The sequence below is a fragment of the Hylemonella gracilis ATCC 19624 genome, assembly GCF_000211835.1.
Taxonomy (GTDB): Bacteria; Pseudomonadota; Gammaproteobacteria; order Burkholderiales; family Burkholderiaceae_C; genus Hylemonella; species Hylemonella gracilis.
Map to the genome: position 1 here is coordinate 1 of NZ_AEGR01000063.1, position 23,637 is coordinate 23,637.

Here is a 23,637-nt window from a genome sequence, read left to right on the forward strand (position 1 = left end):
CCCCGCCGAGAAGGTCGAGGCCGCCGGCGGTCGCTTCTTTGGCGGTGAATGTGACGTCACGCGATCCGCCTCGGTCGAGGCGGCCGTGCAGCGCGTGCTGCAGGCGCACGGCCGCATCGACATCCTGGTCAACAACGTGGGCGGTTCCGCCAAGGGCGGGCCGGAGCAGATGAGCGAGGCGGTGTGGGACCAGCAGATCGCCTTCAACCTCAAGAGCGTGTTCCTGACGTGCAAGCATGTGCTGCCGCTGATGGTGGCGCAGGGCGGCGGTGCCATCGTCAATGTGTCCTCCACTTCGGGACTGCGCTGGACGGGCGCGGCGCAGGTGGCCTACGCCGCCGCCAAGGCGGGCGTGATCCAGATGTCCAAGGTGATGGCGGTCGAGTACGCCAGCCGCGGCATCCGCGTGAACACCGTGGTGCCGGGCCAGTTGCACACGCCGATGGTGGAGGTGCGCCTGGCTGGTCAACGCGCCGGGGGCGATGTGGCGTCCTTGCTGCGTGACCGCCAGGCCCGCATTCCCTTGCCCTTCATGGGCGACGGCCGGGACACGGCGACCGCCGTGGTGTTCCTCGCCAGCGACGAAGCCCGATTCATCACCGGTGCCGAGATCGTGGTGGACGGCGGCATGTCCGTGCGCTGCGACTGAGGTGCCGGCGGTACACACAACGACGACTCGATTCACTCGATCACTCGATTCACTCAATCAATCTCACGCAATCACAACCTGGAGACCGACATGAAGCCTTCTTTCCCCAACCGCCGTGATTTCTCGTTCGGCGTTGGCGCCGCCCTGCTCGGCGCCGCTCTGCCGCTGCGCGCCCAAGGCAAGATCACGCGCCTGATCGTGGCGTTCCCGCCCGGCGGCCCGGTGGATTTCGTGGCCCGCACCTTGGGTGACGCTCTGTCGCATGAACTGGGCCACACGGTCATCATCGAGAACAAGCCGGGTGGCAACGGCGCCATCGCGGCCGAGTTCGTCGCGCGTTCCGCGCCGGATGCCGGGACGCTCTGGTTGACCAGCGTGGGGGCCATCGCCATCAATCCCGCTCTCTACCCCCGGCTGAGCTACGACCCGCAGAAGGATCTGACGCCGGTGTCCTTGGTGGTCAACAACGTCGAGGTGCTGGTGGTGCCCACCAACGCGCCCTACAACACCGGCGCCGAGTTCGTCGAGGCGGCGCGCAAGCGCGGCCCCGATGCACTGGCCATGGCTTCATCCGGCTCGGGCAGCGTGCCGCACCTGGCCATGGAGTTGCTGAACGACGCGGCCGGCATCAAGCTGATGCACGTGCCTTACAAAGGCGCCGCGCCCGCCATCACCGACGTGATCGCGGGGCATGTGGACGGCTTCTTCGGCGACATTCCCGGACTGATCAGCCACATCAAGGGGGGCAAGCTCAAGGCCATCGGCATCGCGGCCGCGCGCCGCCATCCCCTGCTGCCCGAGGTCAAGACCTTCAAGGAAATGGGCATCGCCGGGGTGGACTCGGACAACTGGTATGCCTTGTTCGCGGGCAAGGCCACACCCGCGGCGGAAGTCAACCGCGTCAACCGCGCGGTGCGCAATGCCTTGCAGAACGAGGCCGTGCGCAGCAAGCTGGCGGCCTCGGGTGCCGAGCCCGGCGCCAATTCGCCCGCGGAACTCGCGGCCCTGCTGCGCGCGGACACCGAAAAATGGACGCGCGTGGTCAAGGCCAAGCAGATCAAGCCCGATTGAGATCGAGGCTCAAGCATGCGCATCGCACCCATCACGCCGGGTACGCGCCCCGAGCTGGCCCCGCTGGAGGCCCGCATCGCGCAGGCTCGGGGCCGCATCTCGCCGCTCTACCAGTTGCTGCTCAACAGTCCGCCCATGGCCGAGGGCTGGGAGCAACTGCTGTCGGCCGTGCGCAACCGCAACACCTTGCCCGCGGACGTCCGCGAGTTGGTGATCCTGCGCGTGGCGGTGCTCAATGGCGCCCCCTACGAGTTCGACGCGCATGTGCCGCATGCGCGCGCGACGGGCGTGCCGGATGCCGTGATCGAAGCGCTGCGCCTGCCGTCCATCGATGCGCTGGCCGGTCTGAACGACTTGCAGTCCCTGGCCTTGCGCTTGACCGATCAGATGACGCGCGAGATTCAGGTCGAACCCGCCTTGATGGATCAACTGACATCGTCGATGGACGAGCGCTCCTTGCTGGACTTGGTGGTCACCATCGCGGCCTACAACATGGTGTCGCGCCTGCTGGTGGCGCTGGAGGTGGGGCATTGAACAACGCACCCGTGTTCGTCGACGCGCTGTTGCTGCGCGCCAGCCTGCAGGACCTGCGGCGCCGACTCGGTGAGGACTGGATCGGCCAGCTGCGCGCCGTTTATCCGGAGGCTGTCTCCTGGCGCTTCGCGCATCAAGCGCAGCACAACCTTCTGTACGGTTACCTGATGCTGCCGCGCAAGCTCCCGCTGGAAGAGGTGGTCTGGAGGGCATGGAGGGCGCGCCTGGCCGAGCTCGGGCTGGCGGGCGCCGAGCTGCATCGCCTTGAGAAACGACTGGACGTGCCCGGTGTGTCGCAGGGCCAGGAGCCCCACGCGCATTACGTGGTCGAAACCGATGCGGACGAAGGGTGGATGGAAGAAATCGAGCGCTGGTACGCCGTCGAGCACCTGCCGGGGCTGGCCAGCGTGCCGGGTTGCATCCGTGCCCAGCGCTGGACCAACCACGACGGCGGTCCTCGCTCCCTGGCCTGTTACGACCTGGTGAGCGAAAGCACTCTCGGCTCGGTGCCTTGGCTGGCGGTCCGAGGAACGCCGTGGAGCGATCGCACGCGGCCCCACTTTCGCAACACACGGCGGACCATGTTCCAGCCGCTGTCCGCCCAGGGATGAATCAGGGCTCTTGCGTGATGTAGCGCCGCAAGCCCGTCACCAGGGCGTCGTACACGGCGCGGAAGCGCGGGTTGGCGCGCAAGCCCTCGTGCATGACGACCCAGGTGGTCAGTGGGAAAACGAACTGATCGGCCAGCACGCGCACCAGCTCCGACTCGCGCCGCGCCAGCTCCACCTGGCAAGCGCCGATGCCCGCGCCCGCGCGCAGCAGTGCACGCTGGGCCAGGTCACTGTCGCAGCGCCAGGCGAAGTTCTCGCGTTTCCAAAGCGGCTGGCGTTCGCTTGCGGCACGGATGAAGGGCGTCTCCTGATCGAAGCCGATCAGCGTGTGCTGCGCCAGATCGGCCATGTGCTCCGGCTGGCCGTGAGCGGCGATGTAGCTTTGGTGAGCGAACAGGCCCACGGGCACCTCGCCCACGCGCGTGGCCAGCAGCACGTCCTGCTGCGGCGAGGTCATGCGCACCGCGATGTCCGCCTCGCGCCGCACCAAGTCTTGCACCTTGTTGCTGAGCACCAGCTCAATCTCCAGCCCCGGATGCTGTTCGCGCAAGGCGACCAGGATGGGCGGCAGCACCTCGACGCCCATCACCTCGCTGGCCGACACACGCACGGCACCCCGGATGCCCGCGCCCAGGCCGCGCGCGTTGCGTTCGAGCGCGGCGGCCGTGCTGTGCATGGCCTCCAGGTCCTCACGCAGGCTCAAGGCCAGGTCGGTGGGCAGCAGCCCGGTCTGCGAACGCGTGAACAGCGTCACGCCCAGAGATTCTTCCAGCGCCGAAATGTGGCGGCCCACGGTGGGCTGCGCCAGGCCCAGTTCGCGGGCGGCGCCCGACTGTGAACCTTCCTGCAGCACCGCCAGAAAAGTCCGGTACAGCTCCCAGCCTATGGTGTTGGTCATGCATAAATGTATGGCGGCTCTGCGCATTTAGGCAATTTTCTTTTGAGCTGATCACGCGAAGAATCACGCCATCGCAACTTTTTGGATGGAGTAAGAACATGCAGGACAGCCAACAAACGAACGCAGCAGCCGCGCCAAGGGCAGCGGGCCAGGCCCTGGTGCTGGGCGCCACGGGCGGTATCGGCGGTGAGGTGGCGCGGCAACTGCGCCAGGCCGGTTGGCACGTGCGCGCCATGAAGCGGGGTGTGCAGGCCACGGTCGACGGGGCAGGCATCGAGTGGGTGCCGGGCGACGCCCTCAACGCCGCCGATGTGCGGGCCGCAGCGCAAGGCTGCTCGGTCATCGTGCACGCCGTCAACCCGCCGGGTTACCGGCGCTGGGCCGAGTGGGTGCTGCCCATGATGGACAACACCATCGCGGCGGCCCGCGCCTTGGGGGCGACCGTGGTGCTGCCCGGCACGGTCTACAACTACGGGCCGGATGTTTTTGCGCAAGCGATACGCGAGGACGCGCCGCAGAACCCGGTGACTCGCAAGGGCGCCATCCGCGTCGCGCTGGAGCAGCGCCTGGCCGATGCCTCAGCAAGCGGCGAGATGCGTGTGATCATCGTGCGCGCGGGGGACTTCTTCGGCCCCAAGGCGGGCAACAACTGGCTGGCGCAGGGCATGGTGAAGCCAAGGCAAGCCGTCACCGCCGTGCAACTGCCGTCGGCGCCCGGTGTCGGGCATCAATACGCCTACCTGCCCGACGTGGCCGCCACCATGTTGGCCCTGCTGCAACGGCGCCACGAACTGCCCGCCTTCGCGCGCTTCCACATGGCCGGTTATTGGGATGCCGATGGCCGCGAATTTGGCCGGGCCATCCAGCGTGTGGTGGCGCGTCGTGGTGGCAAGTCACCGGCCCTGAAGTCGTTCCCTTGGTGGCTGATGCGCCTGGCCTCGCCCTTTGTGGCGACGCTGCGTGAACTGCTGGAGATGCGCTACCTCTGGACGACCGAGGTGCGGATGGACAACCAGCAACTGGTGCGCGTGCTGGGGAAGGAGCCGCATACGCCGCTGGAGGCGGCCATCGAAGCGACGTTGGAGGGGTTGGGGTGCTTGCAGGTGGGGAAAGCTGGATTGCGGGTGTGACAGGGGCGGAGATCGGCCAGGAGCGGGCATTCGCCAATGATGGCTTTGAAACAGCCCAACTTGCTTAGATTAACGCAAGCATCTCCTGCAGGATTGCTTGGCGCTTCAATCGATCTGTTGTCACCTCGCCCAGCCCAGTGCAAATTTCTGCTATGCGATTGAATGTCTCGCTCGCACGTGCACCGTGCTGACCCATAACGTCAATGAGAGCCTTCGCACCCCTTTCCGCCGCTCGTGAGTTGAGATGCACGACATCCTTGCCATTCACTATGGCCCACGTCAAGGGGAGCATGTGCCACTTGAATCGCTTGAGGTTTTGAGGAATGGTGCTGTTGGACACGAGAAGAGTGAAGCGGTACATCGTCAGACAAGCGGCGTAGAAGACGATTTCTTTTGTGTCGTCCGAAAAGATCGCTTCGGTCAATTCATCGTACATCGCCTTCGGGTAACGAGATGCCAGATCGGGCCGATTGCACAGCATCGCTGCAACGCATTTTGCTGCGTTGTGCAACGAGAAAATCCGTGTATTCGGAATGTCCTGGCCAACGTATTGGCGGTCGCGTCGCTCTAAATATAGGCGTCCTTCTGCCCCCTCGTAGGTATTGAAAAACTGCTCAACCTTCCGAACGATAGGACGCAATGAAAGGAATTGCGTGTCTTCCACTTTGGTCTGACTGTTTGTCGCTCGCACAAGTTCGGAGAACACATCCTCTAGTTGCGTCTCGACGATCTTAATGTTCACCATTACGTCGCCAAGGGCTCCCCGATTTTCAAACAGGACGTTTGAGGTCTGACAGCCGTTGACGATCTGAAAATTCGTTAGGTGGAGTGTGTTGCCCTGCAGTTGGACATCAGGACTAACGATTGTTATGCCATTGTTCAGAACAGGAAAGCGACTTGCGGCGTCGGAGGCCAGCGTTGCTGCGATTGATTGGTTGACCGCGTTGTCTAGACCCAAGAACGAGCGGACGTTTTCCTCGAAGACTTGGGTCCTGAGATTCCCGTCTTCCGTCGTCAGAAGGTTGTTGACGAAGTCGCTCGCTTTAACAACCGCGAGGTATGCCTCGTCAATGCCAGCAATGTTCGGAAGGGCCGCCGTACTAAATGCCGGCAAACTTGCGTTGACGCCTGAATAGGTGCCAACCCATAGTCGCGTGAGTTCATCGCGGTCAACGAACTTGATATCGATTTCATGGAAGATTCCGAGCGCGGTCGCCTGACGGTGGAAGTCGCTCAACGCCACTTCAAGCGCATCAGGCCTCTGATAGATGCCCGTTGCCACGAACCGCGCAATTAGTGACGGTCTACCATTTCGTAGCTTTGGCACTTGATTCAACACGACGTCGAACATGCCGCGCGCCTCGACCAGCACCTCATCCGTCGCCGTGTAAGGGTTCGCGGTTGCAAAGCGAAGAATTCCCTCTTTGAATTTCAGGAAGTCGCCCAGATCAAATGCTTCAGACCGCTTCGCCTGAATGAACACCATGTCTACATCGTGATTACGTCGCGGCGCGACAAATACGCTTCCAGCGTCCTCAGTCGAGGCAGTGATTACTTCATCGATAACGATGGCAACGCCGTCGATGCCCTCATCGCCATCGCCAGTCACCACGTCATCGAGATCGAAACTCCCGCTGAAGCGGCTGGAGATGACTGAATAGGCTGCGAACTTCTCGAACTGCTTGGCTTCGTCGTCGGCCTCGAGAGAAAAGCTTGAAACGAAACTCTCGAGATGGGCCTTGACAATTCGATGCATGATTCCTCCTGTGCGCATAGAAGTGTAGCCGTTGCCCCGGTATATCAGCCTGTTTACTTGCGACCTCTGGTGACGCATTCATTTCTAACGAATATCACGACGAGTTGGCCCTGCGCGACGAAGCTAGGCCCACACGGCCAATTGAGTACCTTACAGCTACGGTCGCCCTTCGACCTCCCGCTCGCTAATTGACTGATATCGCGTGGCCTGATCTGACCCTCGACCGGCAGTTCGGCGCTGAGCGTCTTTCGGAGCACAGGCCTGGCACCTCAATTCCAGTTGTCGATCTTGAGGTCCTCGGGCGCGGGCTGGCCTCGGCCTTGCTCCACCAGCGCGCGCAGGCTCAGTAGAAAAGTCGCCCACTTCATGCTGCAGTGGGCCATGAACTCGACCTGCTCGCGCCAGTCGCGGTGCGCGAACAGCAGCACGGTCTGACCGTCTTGCTGGCTCAGCGCGAAGGACACTTCGGTGCCGACCCATTCCGGCGGTCCGGCTTGCACCGACCAGCGCACCTGTTGCGTGGCGGTGGGTGGCAACACCTTCATGACGAAGCGTCCCATCTCGCCGCCGCCGTGGCCGCGGAAGGTGAAGGTGATCGATTCGCCAACGCCAGTCTGGCCCTGGGTGTCGCGGGTCCACCAACCGGCCAGGCCGTCGATGGTGGTCAGTGCTTGCTCGACTTGGGCCAGGGGCGCGTGGATGCCGACGCGGTGGGTGATGTGGTGCATGGTGTTTCCTGTTGGGGTGGTGGGAAAGTGATCGCTTGAAGTCCGTCCGATCTGTCCGATCTGTTCGGTCGGGCAGATCGGGCAGATCGGTCAGTTCGCGCCGCGCCGAGGTCGGCGCACCGCGCGCACGGTGCCGCTGGGGCCGCCGCCGCAGTAGAAAAGGTCGGCGCCATCGGACTCCATGCCGCTGACCCCGGTGCCGGCGGACATAGCCAGCCGTTCCAGCACCTCGCCGTTGTCGGGGTCGATGCGGCGGATCTCGCTTTCCTCGCCTTCCCAGGTGCCGTGCCAAAGCTCGCCGTCCACCCAGCTGACGCCGGTCACGAAGCGGTTGGTCTCGATGGTGCGCAGCACCTGACCGTTTTCGGGGTCGATGCGCAGGATCTTGCGGTCTCGGTACTGGCCGACCCACAGGCTGCCTTCGGCCCAGGCCAAGCCGGAGTCCCGGCCCTGGCCCGGCGCGGGGATCGTGGCCAGCACCGTGCCGGTGGCTGGGTCGATCTTGTCGATGCGCGCCTCGGCGATCTGGTAGAGGTACCGGCCATCGAAGGCCGTGCCCGCGTCGCCCGCGCAGGGCAGGGTGCGGGCGATCCGGCCGTCGGCAGGGTCGATGGCGATCAGCCGCTCGCCGACCGCGGCCCAGACCTGCTGGCCATCGTGGGTGATGCCGTGGACGGCGTTCACGCCGTCGTAGGGACCGTACTCGCGCACGATCTCGGCGGGGCGTGCCGGTAGGGAAGGGCGGGGTGTCTTGCTCACGCGGGTTGCTCCTGAAGTCGCGCCGGGGCGGCGCCGATGCAGGGAATTTACGCGTGTGTCGGTGTTGTGGGGAGTAACAAGATCGTCGTGAATTGCGCCAGCGGTGGTGCCAGCCAACGGCGCGCACGTCCCTGGCCGATCGCGCGGGCCTGGCCTTGCGCCACCAGCTGGGCCAAGGCGCGCTGCACGGTGCGTTGGCTGGCGTCCGTCGCCAGCGCCAAGGCCGAGGTGGACCAGGGTAGACCATCGCTCAGCAGGGCACGCAGCGCGCCCTGTTCGCCAGCGATGGGGGGCGCCAGCAGCACGGGCCTGCGGTCGGCGTGCGGACGCAAGGCATAGCCCCCGGCGGTCGCCTCCACGCTGGCCAGCCCGGCGATCAGCGCGCGCAGGCGACCCATCTCCACGCGCAGACGTGCCCGATGGCTTTCGTCCGGGCGGCGGGTGCGAAAGACCTCCGCGATCAGGGCCTGCCGCTCGGCCTCGCCCGGCCAAGCTTGGGCCAACGCTCGCAGGAGTGCGAACAGCACGGGCCGGCGCGCCAGGGGCACGCTGCGGGCGCCCGCGCGCAGAGCCCGGTGCAGGCCATCGATCAGCAGCGTACCGGGCTCGGCGAGCAAGTTCGCCACGCCGCTCAGCGTCAACGCGGTCTCATGCGTCCCGGCCTCCACGCGCACCGCCGCGGTGTGTTCGAGCGCGGCGGTGACTTCGCGGACCTCCGCCAGCAGCGCGGGCACGCCTGCGCGCGCCGCCAGGGTCTGGGCTCGGCCGAGCGCAACCTCGGCGCTCGGAATGCGCAAGGACCGCAGCGCGACTTCGGCCGAAAGCAATTCGATGACCGCGGCCACCACGGGCGTGGCCCGCGTGCGGTCAAGCGTGGCCAGCAAGTCCGCCGCTTCGTCCAGACGGCCCAGCAACAGCGAGCGGCGCGCCACGATCAGGCGCGCGTGCTGCGCGTTGGCAGGGTCGCCCCGCGCGTTGAGCACGTCGATGGCCGCGGTCAGGGCCCGTTGGGAGGCGCCCAGATCACGCAGCGCCAAGGCCACCTCGGCTTCGGCGACCACGCAGCGGGCGCGGGCCACGGCTTCGCGGGCGCCAAACCCACGGGCCGCCTGGCGCAACAGTTCGCGCGCCCGGGTGTATTCACCCAGCTGGGCCAGCGCCACGCCGCGCAGTGCGAGCGCGGGCGGGTCGTCGCGCAGGCTGACGTGCCTGAGCGTCTCGATCACGTCACCGCGGGCATAGGCCCGGGCTGCGGCGGCCAGCAGGGAGTCCATGCGGCCAGGGTAGCACGCGCGGTTGCGCGTGATCCTGTCTGCGGTGCCTGCGGTGCCTGCGTCGGCGTCGGCGTCGATGCCTTGGTTCAGCGGGGCATCAAGCCCGCATCAGTCCCGCATCAACACCGACACCTCGGGAATGCTCTCGGCCCAACCCGCCTTCAAGGGCGCGACGAACACGTTCTCCGTGCGCGTGCGCGCGATCTTCCAGGCCCCGTCGACCTTCTTGAACAAATTGTTCAGTCGGCTGGAGCGCAGCAGGGACTTGCCGTCGCTGAAGATCCAGGGTTGGCAGTGCACCCACTGGCCGTCCGCGCTCAGGCCGTTGGCGTGTACATGGATTTGCTCGGACGTGAGGTAGTGCACGTTGAGCAGCAAGGCGGGGTCTTTCTTCTGGCCCCAGAAGTTCTGGAAGTGCTGGCGGATGGCGGCCTTGCCCACGGCGCGGCCGAATTGCCCGTTGTAGTAGCTGCCCACGCCTTCCCACACCGCGTCCTCGGCGTAGAGTGCGAGGATTTTCTCGATGCGCTCGGCGTCGTCGGCCACGGGCTCGGGGCAGGGCGTGTCGCACAGGAACATGTAGCGTGCCTGGAGGCGTCGCACCTCGGCCTCGGCTTCGAGCACGTTGAGTCGGCGTTGCAGGTCCAGCACGGCCTGGGTGAGGTTGGCGAGCTGGGCGGAGTTCTGTTCAGGCATGGCGTGGGCGTGGGCGTGGGGAGGCGTGGACGCGTGACGCAGGCAGGTGCGGGATTCAGCCGCGCAGCTTTTGCATCATCCAGGCGGCGGCGGCCAGGGTGGCGCGGTCCGCGTGCATCGGGCCGATGGCCTGCAGGCCCACCGGCAGGCCTTGCGGGCCGTGGGTGAAGGGCAAGTGCACACAAGGCAGGCCCAGCAGGGTCCACATCCGGCACCAGGTCGGGTCGCCAGTGCCGGCTTCGAACAGCGGCGCCTCGCCGGCCGCGCTGGGCGCGAGCAGCACATCACAACGGGCGTACAGCGCGGGCAAGGTGGCGCGGGTTTCCTCCACGTAGCGGAGCTGTGCCGCGTAGTGGGTGTAATTCATCTGCAGGCCCTTGTCGATCACGCCGCGCAGCCCAGTGCTGATGTGGTCCCCGTGGCGCTGGCGTTCGTCGGACAGGGCGCGTGCCGTCTCGAAGGCCATGATGTCGATGTGGGCCTGCGTGAGTTGAGCGTGGTCGGGTGACAGGGCAATCTTCACCACTTTGGCGCCAGCGGCGCTCAACTTCTTCGCGGCCAGTTCCATGGCGGCGTGGGTCTCGGGCAGCAGCTTGTCCGCGTGGGGCTTGCACAAGCCGACGCGCAGCGGCTGCTGGATGACGGGCAGATCGGCCAAGGTCTTGTCGCCGCTGAGCGCGGCGGCGAACAGTGCGACGTCGTCCACCGTGCGGGCCACGCAGCCGATGGTGTCCAGCGTATCGCTGAGGGCCTTCACGCCCACGCGCGAGATGAAACCGAAGCTGGGCTTGTAGCCCACCACGCCGCAGTAGGCCGCGGGCCGGATGATGCTGGCCGCCGTCTGCGCCCCGAAGGCCAGGGGCACCATGTCACTGCCCACGGCGGCGCAGGAGCCGCTGGACGAGCCGCCCGGCGTGTGCTTCACATTGCGTGGGTTGCGCGTGGGGCTGGCCTGGAAGGTGCTGAACTCGGTCGTTGCCGTTTTGCCCAGCAGCAGCGCGCCGGCTTCACGTGCCAGGGCGACGGGGGCGGCATCCACGCTTGGGCGGTGTCCGGCGTAGATGGGTGATCCGTATTGGGTGGGCATGTCGTGCGTGTCGAACACGTCCTTCACGCCGATGGGCAGGCCGTGCAGCAGTCCGCGCACGGGGCCTTGGTCCAGCGCGCGGGCCTGAGCCAGCACCTGATCCGCGTCCACGTGCACCCAGGCCTTCAATTCACCGTCGCGTTCGGCCACTCGCGCCAGGCAGGCGCGGGCGACGGCTTCGGCGGTCAGGCTGCGGCTTTGCAGGCCACGGGCGAGTTCGGTGGCGGAAAGCCGGTGCAGGTCGGAGGTCATGGGCGGAGCAATGGTTTCCGGGGATTCTGGGGACGCGCGGTTCAGGTCAGACGGGAATCGGCGCTGAGGTGGTGGTAGGCGCGGTTGAAGTAGGCCAGCGCCTCGTCTTCCGGCCGCACGCGCACGCCCTGCACGCGGCAGATGCAGACGTCGTGCGTGCCGATGACATGGGTGTCCACCACCTGGCAATCCAGGTTGATCAGCGCGTCGTGCAGCGCGGGCGCACCGGAACTGAGCGTGTCCCACAAGCCGTGGGTGAACCGCTGAGTCTGTCCGAGTTGCGGATCGGCGAACGCCGCCGCCAGCGGTCGTTGCGCGGGCGTGAGCACGTTAACGCAGAGCACGGCGTTGCGTCGGAACAGGGGGTTGGACGGCGCCGCGCTGCGCATGCAGACCAGCACCGTGGGCGGGTCGTCCGAGACGCTGCAGACGGCCGAGGCCGTGAAGCCTGCCCGCCCCGCGGGACCGTCGGTGGTGATCAGCGTGACCGCGCCGGTCAACAGGGCCAGCGCGCCGCGGAATTCTTGCGAGGTGACGGGGGTGCTCATGGAGGTCTACAGGTCTGGGGTGTGCGGCGGCCTCGGGCGGGGCCGCGCGCGGGTTCTAGAGGTCCAGCACCAAGCGCGGCGTGAGCGAGCGCGAGCAGCAGATGGTGATCTGCTCGTTGGCGGCCTTCTCTTCGTCGGTCTGGTACTCGTCGCGGTGGTCGGGTGTGCCTTCCAGCACATTGGTGAGGCAGGTGCCGCAGATGCCCTGTTCGCAGGACACCTGCACGCGGATGCCGATGCGCTCCAGGGCGTTGGCGATGGTGTCTTCCGCTTCCACCACCACTTCCTTGCCGCTGGCCTGGGCCACGACGGTGAAGCTGTCGCCGCCCTTTTTCACCTCGACCTGGAAGAACTCGTAGTGGATGCGCTCCGCCGGGAAACCTTGCTCGCGCGCGGTGGCCATCACCCAGTCCATGTAGCCCTTGGGGCCGCAGACATAGACATGTGCCCCGGGCGGGGCGGCGCCGAGGATGGCGGCCGCGTCCGCGCGTTGCTGGGCCGGCGTGGGCGCGTTCTCGTCGAAGTGCTTGTGGACGCGCGCTGCGTAGGGCGCGGCGCCCAGCTCCTCGCTGAAGGCCATGTGCGAGGGCGAGCGGCTGCTGTAGTGGAACTCGAAGTCCATGCCTGTCTTGTGCAGCGTGTGCGCCATGGCGATCATGGGCGTCACGCCGATGCCGCCGCCGAACAGATAGGCCTTGCCCGCGCCCGCGCCGGTGATCAACGGAAAGTGGTTGCGCGGCGCGCTGATGCTCAGCTCCACGCCCTCCTTCAAGTGCGCGTGCACCGCGACCGAGCCGCCGCGCGAGTTGGCGTCACGCAGCACGCCGATGCGGTAGTGGCTGCGGTCGGCCGGGTTGCCGCACAGCGAGTACTGGCGGATGATTTCCTGGCCGGTGGCGCCCGGCAGGTGCACGTCGATGTGGGCGCCGGCCTCGAAAGGGGGCAGTTGCGCGCCATCGGCGCTGACCAGGGTGAAGAGGGCGATGTCCTGGCCGCTGGCCTGTCGTTTGGCAACACGAACGCGGAGAGTCTGGGCAGAAGTCATGTGGGTCTGGTGTCAACGCATGAAGATGCCGCCGTTCAAATCCCAGGCTGCGCCAGTCACATAACCGGCCTGACGCGAGGCCAGATGCACCAGGGTGGCGGCGATGAAATCCGGATGCCCCAATGGGTGAACCGGAATGACATTGTCAATGATGTGCTGGAGCTTTTCAGCCGGCACCGTGGGCAGGGCGGTCGGCCCGGGCGATGGGCCGGCCGCGATGGCGTTGAGGGGCACACCGGCGTGGGCCAGTTCCGCCGCTCCAGGGCCAGAAGCCTGAAATAGACCGGCTAGTCCCGACAATTTGCCCTTTCCGCGCGCGGGCCTTGGTTTACGCTCCTGGTCGGACCTACATCACGGCAGCAATCCATGAAAGCAGTCATTTTGGCCGGTGGCCTGGGCACGCGCATTTCCGAGGAGACCCACCTCAAGCCCAAACCGATGATCGAGATCGGTGGCAAGCCCATTCTTTGGCACATCATGAAGATCTACAGCGCGCATGGTGTCAATGACTTCGTGATTTGCTGCGGCTACCGTGGTTACGTCATCAAGGAATACTTCGCCAACTATTTCCTGCACACGTCGGACATCACCTTTGACATGTCCAACAACCGCATGGAAGTGCACCAGCGGCACGCCGAGCCCTGGCGCGTGACCCTGGTGGACACGGGTGAGGACACCATGACCGGCGGGCGCCTCAAGCGCGTCGCGGAGTATCTGAAAGATGAAGAGGCTTTCTGCTTCACCTATGGCGACGGCGTGGCCGATGTGAACATCGCCGAAGCGGTCCGCTTCCACAAGGCGCATGGCAAGCTGGCCACCGTCACCGCGGTGCAGCCGCCTGGGCGCTACGGCGCCCTGCAAATGCAGGGAGACCTGGTGCATGGCTTCGCGGAGAAGCCCCGTGGCGACGGCGGCCTGATCAACGGCGGTTTCTTCGTGCTGTCCCCCCGCTGCATTCCGCGCATCGCCGGTGACGCAACCAGCTGGGAGATCGAACCCATGAACGGCCTGGCCACCGATGGCGAGCTGATGGCCTGGACCCATCAGGGCTTTTGGCAGCCCATGGACACCTTGCGCGAAAAGAACCTGTTGGAAACCCTCTGGGCCGAAGGCCGCGCGCCTTGGAAGGTGTGGTCATGAGTCTGGCCGGGCCGGATGCGGCCTTCTGGCGTGGCAAGCGGGTCCTGCTGACGGGTCATACCGGATTCAAGGGGGCCTGGCTGGCACTGTGGCTGCAGCGCCTCGGCGCCCAGGTGACCGGCCTGGCGCTGGCGCCCGCCACCCAACCCAATCTTTTTGAGCTGGCGGGTGTCGCCGCCGGCCTGGACCACCACGTGGTGGACCTGCGCGACGCCGAGGCCGTGGCCCGTGTCGTGCGCGACAGCCGCCCGGAAGTGGTGCTGCACCTGGCGGCCCAGGCCCTGGTGCGCGAGGGCTACCGCGAGCCGGTGAGTACCTGGGCCAGCAACGTCATGGGCACGGTGCACCTGCTGGACGCCTTGCGTCAGCATGCTGGCGCCAAGGTGGCTGTGTGCATCACCACCGACAAGGTCTACCGCAACCACGAATGGCCCCACCCTTATCGCGAAGGCGATGAGCTGGGTGGGCACGACCCCTACAGCGCCAGCAAGGCCGCTTGCGAACTGGCCATCGCCAGTTACCGCGACGCCTTCCTGAAGGAGCAAGGCCTGGCCCTGGCCAGCGCGCGCGCGGGCAACGTCATCGGCGGCGGCGACTGGGCCGCGGACCGCTTGTTGCCCGACGCCGTTCGCGCCTGGCAGGATGGCCGCGCCCTGGAGATTCGCCGGCCCGAGGCCACCCGCCCCTGGCAGCATGTGCTGGAGCCCTTGGCCGCCTACCTGGTGTTGGCCCAAACCTTGTGGACCGACGCTTCGGCGGCCCAAGCCTGGAACTTCGGCCCTCTGCCGCACGAGCGCGCCACGGTGCGCACGGTGATCGATCTGGCGCGCAGCGCCTGGCCTGGCGCCGGCGTGAATTACGCGCAGCGCATCGACGGTCCGCACGAAGCGGGTTGGCTGGCGCTGGACACCTCGCTGGCGCAGACCCGCCTGGGCCTGGCGCCGCGCTGGAACCTCGCGGAATCGGTGGGGCGCACGCTGCGCTGGTACCGCGCCCTGCATGAGGGCGGAGAGGCGCGCGCGCTCTGCCTGGCCGATCTGGATGCCTGGAGCGGCGTCGAAGCGAGGGCGGCGGCGTGAGTGGCAGCCTGACCATCACTGATTTGCCTTTGGCGGGCTTGAAGCGCGTGCAGCGCCGCCTGCGCGCGGACGAGCGCGGTGTGTTCGCCCGCCTCTTCTGCGCCGACGAACTTCGACCGGCCGGTTGGCGCTGGCCCATCGCGCAGATCAACCACAGCCTCAGCCGGGGGCGGGGGCTGGTGCGTGGCCTGCACTACCAGCAGGCGCCGCACCAGGAGGCCAAGCTGGTCAGCTGTGTGCGCGGCGAGGTCTGGGACGTGGCGGTGGACCTGCGCCCGGGCTCGCCCACCTTCTTGCGCTGGCATGCCGAGCGCCTGAGTCCGCAGGCCAGCGACACGCACGGATCGGCCCTGTTGATCCCTCCGGGCTTCGCCCATGGCTTTCAGGTCCTGAGCGACGAGGCCGAACTCATTTATTGCCATTCCGCGCCCTACGCGCCGCAGTCCGAGCACGGCCTGCCGGTGCAAGACGCGCGCTTGGCCATCACCTGGCCACTGCCTGTGCAGGGCCTGTCGGCGCGGGACGCGGGCTTCGCGCCCATCGCGCCCGACTTTGCTGGAGTTGAAGTGTCATGAAATGCCGCCACTGCGGAGCCGAATTGCGTCTGCCCTTCCTGGACCTGGGCAGCGCGCCGCCGTCCAACGCCTACCTGACCGAGGCCGCGCTGCGCGGCCCCGAGACCTGGTATCCGCTGAGCGTGCTGGTCTGCGAAAGCTGCTGGCTGGTCCAGACCGAGGACCATGCCGGGCGCGAACAGTTGTTCGACGCCGACTACGCGTACTTCAGCTCTTATTCCAGCTCGTGGCTGGCGCACGCGAAGGCTTACGTGGAGGCCATGCGCGCGCGCTTTTCGCTCGGCGCGCAGAGCAATGTGGTCGAGGTGGCCGCGAACGACGGTTACCTGTTGCAGTACGTCAAGCAGGCCGGCATTCCTTGTTATGGCGTCGAGCCGACGACGAGCACGGCCGTGGCGGCGCGCAAGCTGGGCATCGAGATCGTGGAACGCTTCTTTGGCGTCGCGCTGGCGCGCGAGCTGGTGGCGGCGGGACGCGGCGCCGACTTGACCGCGGCCAACAATGTGCTGGCCCACGTGCCCGACATCAATGACTTCGTGGGCGGTTTCGCCATCCTGCTGAAAGAGCAGGGTGTGGCGACCTTCGAATTCCCGCACCTCTTGCGCATGGTGCAGGAGTGCCAGTTCGACACGGCCTACCACGAGCACTATTCCTACCTGTCGCTGACCGCCGTGCAGCGCGTCTTCGCGGCCAATGGCCTCAAGGTGTTCGACGTGGAAGAGCTGCCGACCCACGGTGGCAGCCTGCGCGTTTATGCCCAGCGCGCCGACACCGGCCGACATGCCATGGCGCCCGCGGTGGATGCCTTGCTGGCGCGTGAACGCGCGGCCGGTGTCAGCAGCCCCGCTTTCTACGCCGGCTTCCAGCGCGAGGCCGAGCGCATCAAGCGCGAACTGCTGGAGTTCCTGTTGCAGGCCAAGAAGGACGGCCGCAAGGTCGGCGCTTATGGCGCGGCCGCCAAGGGCAACACGCTGATGAACTTCGCCGGGGTGCGGCCCGACTTGCTGCCCTATGTGGTGGACCTCAACCCCGCCAAGCAGGACAAGTACATGCCCGGCAGCCGCATCCCCATCGTGGGCGAGGCGCATCTGCGCCAGGACCGGCCGGACCTGGTGCTCATCCTGCCCTGGAACCTGCGCACGGAAATCACCGCGCAGCTGAGCTACATCCGCGAATGGGGTGGCCGCTTCGTGACGGCCGTGCCGCGCCTGACCGTCAATTGATATTGTTGTAGATCACCAAGTAAAGAGGACTAGACCATGGCGAACGATCCCCGTGACCTGAGCGGCTCCCGCCTGCAGAACGCCTTGCTGCAGCTGGGCCGCGACGCGAACCTGCGCGTTGAACTGATGGATTGGCTCAAGCGCGCCGAAGGCCGACTGAGCTACGGCGCCTCCGTGCGCGACGACATCACCGGCCCCATCATCGATGCTCTGCACAGCGAGCAGGATGTCTACGAGAAGCAACTGGCCGACGGCACGCGCTTCCGTTTCCTTTACCGCACCAAGATCGCGCGCGACTTCCTGCTGGCCGAGCAAGAGCGGCCCAGCCACGTTTGGGAGCCGCAGACCACGCGCCTGCTGCAGCACCTCACGGCGCGCACCCCCGGTGACGTGCTGATCGGCGGCGCCTACTTCGGCGACCACGCCGTGGTGCTGGGCGTGCAGCTCAAGGGCAGCGGCCGCTGGGTGCATTGCTTCGAGCCCAACACCGACCAGGCGGCCATGCTGACGGCCAATGGCCAGCTCAACGGCCTGGACAATCTGCGCATCAACAAGCTGGGTCTGTGGCACGAGAGCAGCCAGCGCCTGAAGCTGGACGGTTTTGATTCCTTCGCCAACGCGGTGCTTGCGACCGGTGACGAGGGGTTTGAGACGATCACCATCGACGACTACTGCCAGGCGCAGAAGCGCGCCATCGGCGTGCTGATGCTCGACATCGAGGGCGCGGAATTGCGTGCCCTGCAAGGCGCCACGCGCGTGCTGGCGCAAGACAAGCCTGCCGTCGTGTTCGAGGTGCACCGGGACTACGTGGACTGGAGCGTGGGCTTGACCCAAACGCCCATCTGCACGCTGCTGAAGAACGCGGGCTACCAGTTGTACGCGGTGCGTGACTTCAACACACACCAGGAAATGGCGGGTCGCCCCATCGAATTGATTCCCGCCGACAGCGTCTACCTCGAAGGCCCGCCGCATGGCTTCAACATGCTGGCCGTGGCCGATGCCGCCGCGATCGCGGGCCCGCTGTTCAAGCAGGTGAAGAACGTCAGCCCCAAGTTGCTGCGGCACAAGTCGCCCGCCTTGCACCATCCGCTGGATGGCATGCCGGATTGAAGGGAAGCCTTGTCCCTGTGCTTGTCCGCGCGTGCTGAATCACCCGCGCTGAATCGCTCAATGGTCCCGCGCCGACTGAGTCAGGCCCATTCATGTCCATGACTGACACCAACGCTCCCGTCGCAACCCTCATCGGTGGCCGAGGTTTCGTTGGCGCCGCGCTGGCGCGCCATTTGCGCTCGCAGGGCTGGGTCTGCCATCTGCCGGAGAAGGGTGCAGCCTGGCCGGTCCGCGGGCAGCGCCTGGGGCATATCTTCTACTGCGCGGGCCTGACGGGGGACTACTTGGCGCGCGCCGCCGACACCGTGGAGGCGCATGTCAGCCTGCTGGCGCGCGTGCTGCAGTCCGAGCAATGGGATTCTTTGGTCTACCTGTCATCCACCCGCCTGTACGACGGTCTGCCCCCAGGTCACCTCGCGGGGGAGGCGGACTTGCTGCCCGTCGCGCCGCAGGTCCCGCGCCATCTTTTCGACCTGACCAAGCTGGCGGGTGAATCTCTCTGCCATGCCTTGGGGCAAGGGCGCGCGCGCGTGGCCCGCTTGGCCAGCGTGTACGACAGCCCGGCCGACCCGAACGGCTTCTTGCCCGCGCTGTTGCGGCGGGTTGCCCAGGCCCGGCGCGGCGAGGTGCTGGCCGTCGACTCGAACGCCCAGTCCGAGCGCGACTATGTGCACCTGCCCGATGTGCTGCGTGCGCTGGTCGACATCGCGCTACGCGGCACGCAGACGGTCTACAACGTGGCCAGCGGGCACAACGTGAGCAATGCGCAATTGGCAACCTGGGTGGCGCAGCGCACGGGCCGCCAATTGCAATTCCGCGCCGGCGCGCCTGGCACGGGCTCTGCCGTGGTGGACATCCGGCGTCTGCGCGAGGACTTTGGCTGGCAGCCATCGGGATTGGAGGCCGTGATCGGCCCCTGGCTGAACAAGATAGGGCAAGACGATGAAGATGGTCAACCTTGAACGCAACCGCCTCTCGGCTTACGTGCAGGCGCAGATCAAGCAGTTCTTTCCGCTGGACGATCAGGCGGATCTGGCGCTGATCGATGCTCACCTGGACGAAGCCTTGCAGCGGGTCGGGCGTTGCATCGACCAGGTCCGAATGTGGACGCCGGGCCAGTTCGATGTGCTGCACTCCTCGCAGTACTGCATTTTTCTGTATTACCTGTCGAACACGATCTGGCGCCGCGAGAAAGTGCGCGGCGTCTGCACCAAGCTCTTTCTACTGAACAAGGCGCTCAACGCCATCGACTGCTTCTACGAGATCGAGCTGCCCGAGGTGTTCTTCATTGGTCACTCGGTCGGCATCGTGCTGGCCAAGGCGAGCTACGGCAACCATCTGGTGCTCTACCAGAACTCCACCGTGGGCAAGAACCATGGGGACGCGCCGGTGCTGGGCGAGGGCGTCATCATGTACCCCAACACCGCCATCATCGGCCGCTGCCAGGTGCGTGACCGCTCCATCATCGCCCAGGGGGTGAGCGTGATCAATCGCGACACCGAGCCCGCCAGCATCGCTTACCAGGGCCATGGCGGCAGCCTGGTCTTCAAGCCGCCGGGCCACGACATCCTCGCGGATTTCTTCCGCGACGTCTGAGCCTCAAGCCTTCAAGCTCTGAAGCTCTGAAGAGGCTGGGCACCTTCGTGAACCGACTGCGCCCGAACCGGTGTGGTTCGGGCGGCTGCGGTCATGGCATTCAGGCCTCGCCCAGGTACTCCCGGGCCGTTTGCACGTACTGCTGGGTGCGGGCCAGCAATTGGTCCACCGATTCCGACGGGGTCAGCGATTTCAGCGCTTCCGAGAGGTAGACGCGGCCGAATTCGTGGTTGCCGTGGGCGTTCTCGATTTCGGCCAGGGCCGTGAGCGCCACCGGGTCGTGCGGCTTGGCGCACAGAATGCGCTCGGCGATCACGGTGGCCTCGAACCAGCGCTTGCTCAGCATCTGGTTGGTCGCCGTCGCGGGTGTTTCGTCTGTGTCGGTCTTCGCCCGGGTAATCATGTTCTGCAGACGCTCGTAGGCCTTGCTCAGAGGGATGCGTTCCCCCGGCGCCACGCCCACCTCGAATTCCTGCTCCGGCCAGACCGGTGCTTCGCCCACCCAGGTTTCCAGCTGGGCGAACACCTGCTCGGACGTCCATTCAGGGTGGCTCGAGCCCGCCAGCCACAACATCCACATGAAGCGCAGCGCGTTGCCGACTTCCTGCGTGTACACGTCTTCGCGCATCACCGTGCTGGCTTCCACCTCGTCGCGCAGGCCGAGTCGGATGCGGTTGAGCGCGTCCACGTCACTGGCCAAGCGTGAAGCGATGGCCACGTACTCGTCGGGGTTGCGCGCGATCCAGTCGTGCCGTCCCATGTGCGCGAGCATGCCCACGCCCATGCGCGATTTCAGCGCGTCGCCGTTCATGGTGATCAGGGGCACGCCCATCCAGATCACGTCGTTCGAGGTGGTGCCGCCCACCAGCGGGAAGGGGTCAAGAGCAACGTCGATGCGGTGGTAGACCAAGTACTGCTTGGCGTAATCCAGTGGCACCAGGTCCAGGCGTGACACGTCGATGCCCAGCCGTTCGCAACGGGCACGGTAGCTCGCCGAGAACTCTGGCTGCCCCAGGTTTTTGCCTTCGATCAACAGGCGCGAATTCGGCACCGTGGCCAGGATGCGGCCCCAGAGCGCCAGCACATCGTCGGTCAGCTTGCCCAGGTTGTTGCAGGAGCCGAAGGTCACGAAGCCGTTGGTCAGCGCGGGCGTGGGCCGCACCTGGTAGGCCGGCTGGTAACGCCACAGCGGGTTGCGGCTGTGCGGCCGATAGCAGATCCAGCGCGTGGGCAAGCGGTACAACTGCTCGGTGTAGAGCGCATCCGCGCCGGGCGGGTCCGTGATGCCATCGCTGAACCACCAGTCGATCGCGGTCAGACCGGTGGTGCCAGGGTAGCCAATGGTGAAAGCCTGCACTGGCGCTGGTTTGCGCGCCATGGTGGGCAAGGCGTTGCCGCCGGTGTGTCCGCTCAGGTCGATGAGGATGTCGATCCCCGCTTCCTGGATGATGGCGGCCTGCTCGACGCTGTTCTTCAGGTGCAGCTTCACATGGCGGTCCACGTGGCAGCGCACCCGTTCAGCTGCGTTATCTTCCAGCGTACCCAAGTCAAACGCCCAGACCTCGAACTGGCGGCGGTCCAGCTGAGCGAGCAAGCCTTCCGCGAAGTACATCACCGCGTGGTTGTGGAAGTCCGGCGAGATGAAGCCCACCTTCAGGCGGCGCCAAGGCCCGCCTTCGCGCCGCGCCGCATGGTCGGGCCAAGCGGGTTTGAGCGCCGTCTCGAAGGTCGTGCCGAAATTGCGGGCGGCCTCGGCCATGTCGTGCACCGAGGCATCGGGGTCGGCCAGCATGAAGAGCAGGAGGTTGGTGTGGTGGGCGATGTCGGCGGGGTTCAGGGCGATGGCCGCCTTGCAGTCTTCCACCGCTTCGTGCACCTGACCCAGCTCACGCCGGTGGATGGCGCGCTGGTTGAGCGCGCCCAGCTTGTCCTCGACGGATTCGGCCAGTTCCCAAGCCTTGTTGGCGGCCGCCAGTCCCTCCTCGTGCAGGGTCATGGGGTAGCAGGAGCGCGCGAGGTGTATCCAGCTCAACGCCTTGTCGGGGCGCAACGCAGTGACCTTCTTGAGCACGGGATAGGCGTCGCTCGGCCGACCCTCCTGCATCAGGATTTGCACGTAATTGATCAGCAACTCTGCGTCCTCGGGGTGCACGGCCGCAGCTTGGCGGTAGGCCGCGAGGGCTTGATCAGTCTTCTTCAACTGGTTCAGCGCGAAACCCAGCATCTGGTGCGAACGCAGGTGACGTCCGTTCTTGCGCAGGGTTTGCCGACAGAGGCGGACGACGGAAACCCAGTCATGCTTCAGGAAGGCTTGGCTGATCCTGACGGCGCTGGGGTCGGCTTGGTGCGAGGTGTTGGGTGCGGACACGGCAGGCTTTAGAGGGTCTCAATTGCAAAAGGAAAAGGCACGACCACACGGGGGGTGTGGCGTGCCTTGTCGCGGCGCTGAGGGCGGTAAGGGATCAGCTCTGCAGCAACTGCAGCACGCCTTGCGGAATCTGGTTGGCTTGCGCCACCATGGCCGTGCCCGCCTGTTGCAGGATCTGGGCACGCGACAGGTTGGCCGTTTCCGCCGCGAAGTCCGCGTCCAGGATGCGGCTGCGCGAGGCCGTCAGGTTCTCGGTCGTGATCTGCAGGGCATTCACGGTCGATTCAAAACGCGACTGCAAGGCCCCCAGCTTGGCGCGTTCGCCGCTGACGAAGGCCAGCGCCGAGTCCACCGTCTTCAGTGCGTCGTTGGACTTGTCCACCGTGGTGATGTCCAGGTCCGCCACCTTGTGCAGCGTCGAGGGCGTGTCGGTTCCGACGTAGGCGCTGGAGGCCGCCACCGTGGCACCCGCCGCGTGGCTGAGCACGAAGGACTTGTTGGAGTCGAAGGTCACGTAACCGCTGACGATCGCGTTCTCGCCCTGGGAGTTGGCCGCCAGGGTCATCGTGCTGACCGCGGACAGGGCGCCGCTGCTGTCCGGGCGCATTTTCGAGATCGTCACGTTGCCGGCGTTGATCACGGAGGTGTCGGACACCATGATGTCGTTGCCCGTGATGTTGGTCAGCACCAGGGCCGTGCCGGCGGCGTTGAGCGCGGCCACCACACCAGTCTTCGAGGACTTCTCGTTCACCGCAGCGATCGCGTTGGACAGGCCATCGGGCGTCGAGGGGTTGGTCACGGAGAAGGACACCGGTTCCGGCGTGCCATTGTCCGACTGGATGGTCAGGGTGTAGGCACCTGCGGACTGGAAGGTCATCAAGGAGTTGGTACGCGCTTCGGCCGTCACACCCGTGGCGGGCGTTTGCTGGTTGATCTTGCTCGCGACTGACTTGGCCGTCTCGTTGGCCACCACGTTGATGGCCGCGCTGCCCGCGGCGGCGTTGATGGTGAAGGCTTCGCTGGACATGCCGTTGGCACCAAACGTCGCGCCAGTTGCCACTGTTTGAGCGGCCGTCGCGGTGTTCAAGGCTTGGTTGTTGCCGTAGACCCCGGTGCGCAGGTTGGCCGTGGCCGCGATGATGGTCTGGTTGGCGTTGGCGCCGATCTGGAACTGCGCCGTGCCGAAGGTGCCGTCCAGCAGCTTCTGGCCGTTGAATTCCGTGGTGGCCGCGATGCGGTCCAGTTCCGCGACGAGCTGGATCACTTCCTGGTTCAGGGCTTGACGGTCGCCCGCGCTGTTGGTGGCGTTGGCCGATTGCACAGCCAGTTCACGCACGCGTTGCAGGATCGCGCTGGCGGCGCCCATCGCGCCTTCCGTCACCTGGGCCAGCGAGATGCCGTCGTTGGCGTTGCGCGTGGCTTGCGTCAGGCCGCGAATCTGGCTGGTGAAGCGCTCCGAGATCGCCAGACCGGCGGCGTCGTCCTTGGCGCTGTTGATGCGCAGACCG

24 protein-coding genes are annotated in these 23,637 nt (G+C 66.2%); 12 read left to right on the top strand and 12 right to left on the bottom strand.

What is annotated here, in order from left to right; genetic code table 11:
* From HGR_RS10670 to HGR_RS10685, 4 genes are all read left to right on the top strand, one after another.
* Positions 1-649, top strand: a 649-nt coding sequence (locus HGR_RS10670; RefSeq protein WP_006298255.1) for an SDR family NAD(P)-dependent oxidoreductase, incomplete at its 5' end; no start/stop codon positions are given.
* Positions 650-739: 90 nt separating this feature from the next.
* Positions 740-1,720: a Bug family tripartite tricarboxylate transporter substrate binding protein gene (locus HGR_RS10675; protein ID WP_006298256.1), complete on the top strand. Its 981-nt coding sequence runs from the start codon at positions 740-742 to the stop codon at positions 1,718-1,720.
* Positions 1,721-1,735: 15 nt separating this feature from the next.
* Positions 1,736-2,254: a carboxymuconolactone decarboxylase family protein gene (locus HGR_RS10680; RefSeq protein ID WP_006298257.1), complete on the top strand. Its 519-nt coding sequence runs from the start codon at positions 1,736-1,738 to the stop codon at positions 2,252-2,254.
* Positions 2,251-2,865: a hypothetical protein gene (locus HGR_RS10685; protein ID WP_006298258.1), complete on the top strand. Its 615-nt coding sequence runs from the start codon at positions 2,251-2,253 to the stop codon at positions 2,863-2,865. The genes HGR_RS10680 and HGR_RS10685 overlap by 4 nt, the downstream gene beginning before the upstream one ends.
* A 1-nt stretch (position 2,866) precedes the next feature.
* On the opposite strand, the gene HGR_RS10690 is transcribed toward HGR_RS10685, so the two are convergent.
* Entirely contained in the window at positions 2,867-3,763 is an 897-nt protein-coding gene (locus HGR_RS10690; RefSeq protein ID WP_006298259.1) for a LysR family transcriptional regulator, read from the bottom strand.
* Positions 3,764-3,861: 98 nt separating this feature from the next.
* Between HGR_RS10690 and HGR_RS10695 the strand changes: the two genes are divergently transcribed.
* Positions 3,862-4,893: an NAD-dependent epimerase/dehydratase family protein gene (locus HGR_RS10695; protein ID WP_006298260.1), complete on the top strand. Its 1,032-nt coding sequence runs from the start codon at positions 3,862-3,864 to the stop codon at positions 4,891-4,893.
* A gap of 64 nt (positions 4,894-4,957) precedes the next feature.
* Here the strand turns inward: HGR_RS10695 and HGR_RS10700 are convergent, their stop codons facing one another.
* From HGR_RS10700 to HGR_RS10740, 9 genes are all read right to left on the bottom strand, one after another.
* Complete coding sequence (locus HGR_RS10700) at positions 4,958-6,649, bottom strand: AIPR family protein (protein ID WP_006298261.1); 1,692 nt, start codon at positions 6,647-6,649, stop codon at positions 4,958-4,960.
* A 269-nt stretch (positions 6,650-6,918) separates the two neighbouring features.
* Positions 6,919-7,377, bottom strand: a complete 459-nt coding sequence (locus tag HGR_RS10705) for an SRPBCC family protein (RefSeq protein WP_006298262.1) — start codon at positions 7,375-7,377, stop codon at positions 6,919-6,921.
* A gap of 90 nt (positions 7,378-7,467) precedes the next feature.
* Positions 7,468-8,136 (bottom strand): Vgb family protein, encoded by a 669-nt coding sequence (locus tag HGR_RS10710; protein WP_006298263.1) that lies wholly within the window; start codon positions 8,134-8,136, stop codon positions 7,468-7,470.
* A gap of 47 nt (positions 8,137-8,183) precedes the next feature.
* Positions 8,184-9,410 (bottom strand): hypothetical protein, encoded by a 1,227-nt coding sequence (locus tag HGR_RS10715; protein ID WP_006298264.1) that lies wholly within the window; start codon positions 9,408-9,410, stop codon positions 8,184-8,186.
* Between the two features lie 108 nt (positions 9,411-9,518).
* Entirely contained in the window at positions 9,519-10,106 is a 588-nt protein-coding gene (locus HGR_RS10720) for a nuclear transport factor 2 family protein (RefSeq protein WP_006298265.1), read from the bottom strand.
* A 55-nt stretch (positions 10,107-10,161) separates the two neighbouring features.
* Positions 10,162-11,445 carry an amidase gene (locus HGR_RS10725; protein WP_006298266.1) on the bottom strand — a complete coding sequence of 428 codons (1,284 nt, stop codon included), beginning with the start codon at positions 11,443-11,445 and terminating at the stop codon, positions 10,162-10,164.
* Positions 11,446-11,486: 41 nt separating this feature from the next.
* Positions 11,487-11,993 (bottom strand): flavin reductase, encoded by a 507-nt coding sequence (locus HGR_RS10730; RefSeq protein WP_006298267.1) that lies wholly within the window; start codon positions 11,991-11,993, stop codon positions 11,487-11,489.
* Positions 11,994-12,048: 55 nt separating this feature from the next.
* Positions 12,049-13,038 carry a PDR/VanB family oxidoreductase gene (locus HGR_RS10735; protein WP_006298268.1) on the bottom strand — a complete coding sequence of 330 codons (990 nt, stop codon included), beginning with the start codon at positions 13,036-13,038 and terminating at the stop codon, positions 12,049-12,051.
* A 12-nt stretch (positions 13,039-13,050) separates the two neighbouring features.
* Positions 13,051-13,338, bottom strand: coding sequence for an SDR family oxidoreductase (locus HGR_RS10740; protein WP_081463516.1), 288 nt, complete (start codon positions 13,336-13,338; stop codon positions 13,051-13,053).
* A gap of 66 nt (positions 13,339-13,404) precedes the next feature.
* On the opposite strand from HGR_RS10740, the gene rfbF reads away from it, so the two are divergent.
* The 7 genes from rfbF to HGR_RS10775 all read left to right on the top strand — a co-directional run bounded on the left by rfbF (position 13,405) and on the right by HGR_RS10775 (position 19,761).
* Positions 13,405-14,178 carry a glucose-1-phosphate cytidylyltransferase gene (rfbF, locus tag HGR_RS10745; protein ID WP_006298270.1) on the top strand — a complete coding sequence of 258 codons (774 nt, stop codon included), beginning with the start codon at positions 13,405-13,407 and terminating at the stop codon, positions 14,176-14,178.
* The gene (gene rfbG, locus HGR_RS10750) at positions 14,175-15,257 is read left to right on the top strand and encodes a CDP-glucose 4,6-dehydratase (protein ID WP_006298271.1); all 1,083 of its coding nucleotides are present in this window, start codon (positions 14,175-14,177) and stop codon (positions 15,255-15,257) included. Before rfbF ends, rfbG begins: the two co-directional genes overlap by 4 nt.
* Positions 15,254-15,832, top strand: coding sequence for a dTDP-4-dehydrorhamnose 3,5-epimerase family protein (locus HGR_RS10755; RefSeq protein ID WP_006298272.1), 579 nt, complete (start codon positions 15,254-15,256; stop codon positions 15,830-15,832). The genes rfbG and HGR_RS10755 overlap by 4 nt, the downstream gene beginning before the upstream one ends.
* A complete protein-coding gene (locus HGR_RS10760; RefSeq protein WP_006298273.1) occupies positions 15,829-17,055 on the top strand; it encodes a class I SAM-dependent methyltransferase in 1,227 nt (408 codons plus the stop codon). Before HGR_RS10755 ends, HGR_RS10760 begins: the two co-directional genes overlap by 4 nt.
* A 36-nt stretch (positions 17,056-17,091) precedes the next feature.
* Positions 17,092-18,165, top strand: coding sequence for an FkbM family methyltransferase (locus HGR_RS10765; protein ID WP_006298274.1), 1,074 nt, complete (start codon positions 17,092-17,094; stop codon positions 18,163-18,165).
* 98 nt (positions 18,166-18,263) lie between these two features.
* The gene (locus HGR_RS10770) at positions 18,264-19,127 is read left to right on the top strand and encodes an NAD-dependent epimerase/dehydratase family protein (RefSeq protein WP_169312695.1); all 864 of its coding nucleotides are present in this window, start codon (positions 18,264-18,266) and stop codon (positions 19,125-19,127) included.
* Positions 19,108-19,761 (top strand): LbetaH domain-containing protein, encoded by a 654-nt coding sequence (locus tag HGR_RS10775; protein ID WP_006298276.1) that lies wholly within the window; start codon positions 19,108-19,110, stop codon positions 19,759-19,761. The genes HGR_RS10770 and HGR_RS10775 overlap by 20 nt, the downstream gene beginning before the upstream one ends.
* A gap of 100 nt (positions 19,762-19,861) precedes the next feature.
* Here HGR_RS10775 and HGR_RS10780 read toward each other — a convergent pair whose 3' ends face one another.
* Positions 19,862-22,129, bottom strand: coding sequence for an O-linked N-acetylglucosamine transferase, SPINDLY family protein (locus HGR_RS10780; protein WP_006298277.1), 2,268 nt, complete (start codon positions 22,127-22,129; stop codon positions 19,862-19,864).
* 94 nt (positions 22,130-22,223) lie between these two features.
* On the bottom strand, positions 22,224-23,637 hold a 1,414-nt coding region (locus HGR_RS10785), incomplete at its 5' end, for a flagellin N-terminal helical domain-containing protein (RefSeq protein WP_006298278.1).

Coding starts and splice junctions, on each gene's coding strand:
- rfbF (WP_006298270.1), top strand. CDS start 13,405: ATGAAAGCAGTCATTTTGGCCGGTGGCCTGGGCACGCGCATTTCCGAG.
- HGR_RS10705 (WP_006298262.1), bottom strand. CDS start 7,377: ATGCACCACATCACCCACCGCGTCGGCATCCACGCGCCCCTGGCCCAA.
- HGR_RS10690 (WP_006298259.1), bottom strand. CDS start 3,763: ATGACCAACACCATAGGCTGGGAGCTGTACCGGACTTTTCTGGCGGTG.
- HGR_RS10760 (WP_006298273.1), top strand. CDS start 15,829: ATGAAATGCCGCCACTGCGGAGCCGAATTGCGTCTGCCCTTCCTGGAC.
- HGR_RS10730 (WP_006298267.1), bottom strand. CDS start 11,993: ATGAGCACCCCCGTCACCTCGCAAGAATTCCGCGGCGCGCTGGCCCTG.
- HGR_RS10675 (WP_006298256.1), top strand. CDS start 740: ATGAAGCCTTCTTTCCCCAACCGCCGTGATTTCTCGTTCGGCGTTGGC.
- HGR_RS10775 (WP_006298276.1), top strand. CDS start 19,108: ATGAAGATGGTCAACCTTGAACGCAACCGCCTCTCGGCTTACGTGCAG.
- HGR_RS10700 (WP_006298261.1), bottom strand. CDS start 6,649: ATGCATCGAATTGTCAAGGCCCATCTCGAGAGTTTCGTTTCAAGCTTT.
- rfbG (WP_006298271.1), top strand. CDS start 14,175: ATGAGTCTGGCCGGGCCGGATGCGGCCTTCTGGCGTGGCAAGCGGGTC.
- HGR_RS10725 (WP_006298266.1), bottom strand. CDS start 11,445: ATGACCTCCGACCTGCACCGGCTTTCCGCCACCGAACTCGCCCGTGGC.
- HGR_RS10680 (WP_006298257.1), top strand. CDS start 1,736: ATGCGCATCGCACCCATCACGCCGGGTACGCGCCCCGAGCTGGCCCCG.
- HGR_RS10695 (WP_006298260.1), top strand. CDS start 3,862: ATGCAGGACAGCCAACAAACGAACGCAGCAGCCGCGCCAAGGGCAGCG.
- HGR_RS10720 (WP_006298265.1), bottom strand. CDS start 10,106: ATGCCTGAACAGAACTCCGCCCAGCTCGCCAACCTCACCCAGGCCGTG.
- HGR_RS10765 (WP_006298274.1), top strand. CDS start 17,092: ATGGCGAACGATCCCCGTGACCTGAGCGGCTCCCGCCTGCAGAACGCC.
- HGR_RS10735 (WP_006298268.1), bottom strand. CDS start 13,038: ATGACTTCTGCCCAGACTCTCCGCGTTCGTGTTGCCAAACGACAGGCC.
- HGR_RS10770 (WP_169312695.1), top strand. CDS start 18,264: ATGACTGACACCAACGCTCCCGTCGCAACCCTCATCGGTGGCCGAGGT.
- HGR_RS10715 (WP_006298264.1), bottom strand. CDS start 9,410: ATGGACTCCCTGCTGGCCGCCGCAGCCCGGGCCTATGCCCGCGGTGAC.